At 38.6% G+C, this 1,354-nt stretch carries 1 protein-coding gene; it reads right to left on the bottom strand.

Features of this window, described 5'->3' with window-relative positions:
• On the bottom strand, positions 1-1,228 hold a 1,228-nt coding region (locus tag BM377_RS16075; RefSeq protein ID WP_092251002.1), incomplete at its 3' end, for an IS4 family transposase.
• Between the last annotated feature and the right edge of the window lie 126 nt (positions 1,229-1,354).

Here is a 1,354-nt window from a genome sequence, read left to right on the forward strand (position 1 = left end):
TTGAAATGATGGTTTCCAGATCTGGTGGAGATGTCGTACCGCGGTAATACTTTCTGCACATGTGAGCTGCGACCGAAAAATTGGCTTTATATGTATATTTTCTTTGCTTTTTCTTAATGACTACGTGCGAGGTAATCATTTCCGCAAAGTTATACATTATAAGATGTGCATATATTTCCTGCTGTATGCATTCCACCTTTTTTGAATGAAAATCAAGCATTCCCATGGTATATTTCAAATCCCTGAAAGATGTTTCGATTCCCCATCGTGAAGCATACAGTTTCTTTATTTCTTCTGCTGGATATTTATCTGTTGGAAGATTCGTTATGATTGTTTCATTTGTCTCCTCGGATATAGGAAATCTCACAATCCTGAATGATAGTTTATAGAATCTGACCGGATCACTTTTTCGACTTTTGGGCGGAAGGTAATCAAAGACCATGTCACTTGGAATCCACCTGTAATGATTTCTGTTTTTTATCAATTCCTTCACTTCTTTTGTCTGCTTCCGAGTGAGATTAAGTTCAAAACTGATATCATAAGAATCTTCATCTGGCAATGTCAGCCCTTGTTTAATGCCATAGTCGCCATCTTTAATTCGAAACAGAAAATACCAACCCTTTTCCTGAATGTGAGCAAGGTTGTTGTAACTTTCATATCCTCTGTCAGCCATCAAAAGAGCATTGCGCAGTAAAGAACGATCAACCATCTCTACAAGAGCAAGATGTTCATTGGCTGACTTAATCTTTTGAATAATCGCATCCTGATAGATTTGATGCTTGAGGTCATATAGAGCATTCAAATGGAGGAGATTGTAGGGTTTCTGACCATTTGACCCAGGCATTAAGGAATCTACATCATCTGGATTAGTCGGGATTTGGATCTTTGAACCATCGACAGCCAGTACAGGTAACTCATCATCAAAAGAATCGCATAGCTTTTTTGAAAAAAGTCGAAATACTGCTTCAAAAGCCTCTACAGTAATCTTGGAGCGCTGTTGGCAAAAAGCAGACGAAGTTGGAGTTTCAGGACTATCATTAAAAAAATCCAGCAATTCATTTGTAAGGCTGCCACTTCCCATACCAATGATTCCGGTAATGATTTTTTCCATAGTCAGTTTTCTTTTTCTTGAGAAGTTCCTCTCAGCATCGATACAGAAAGACTTGGCATTAGCAGCAATTGTTTTGATCTGAGACATCAAAAGATTCTTTACTATTTGTGGTTTCATGTGCACCTCCTTGAAATTGAGAAATATGCTTACAATTTCAAGGGCCGCTTTCGCTACCTCTAAAAACAATCAGTAGCGAAAGCGGCCGCACTTTTCGGTGTTGCTGTCAACCCCTTCTTTGCAGAA

Origin of the sequence: Butyrivibrio sp. INlla21 (assembly GCF_900116875.1) — a bacterium.
Classification (GTDB): domain Bacteria; phylum Bacillota; class Clostridia; order Lachnospirales; family Lachnospiraceae; genus Butyrivibrio.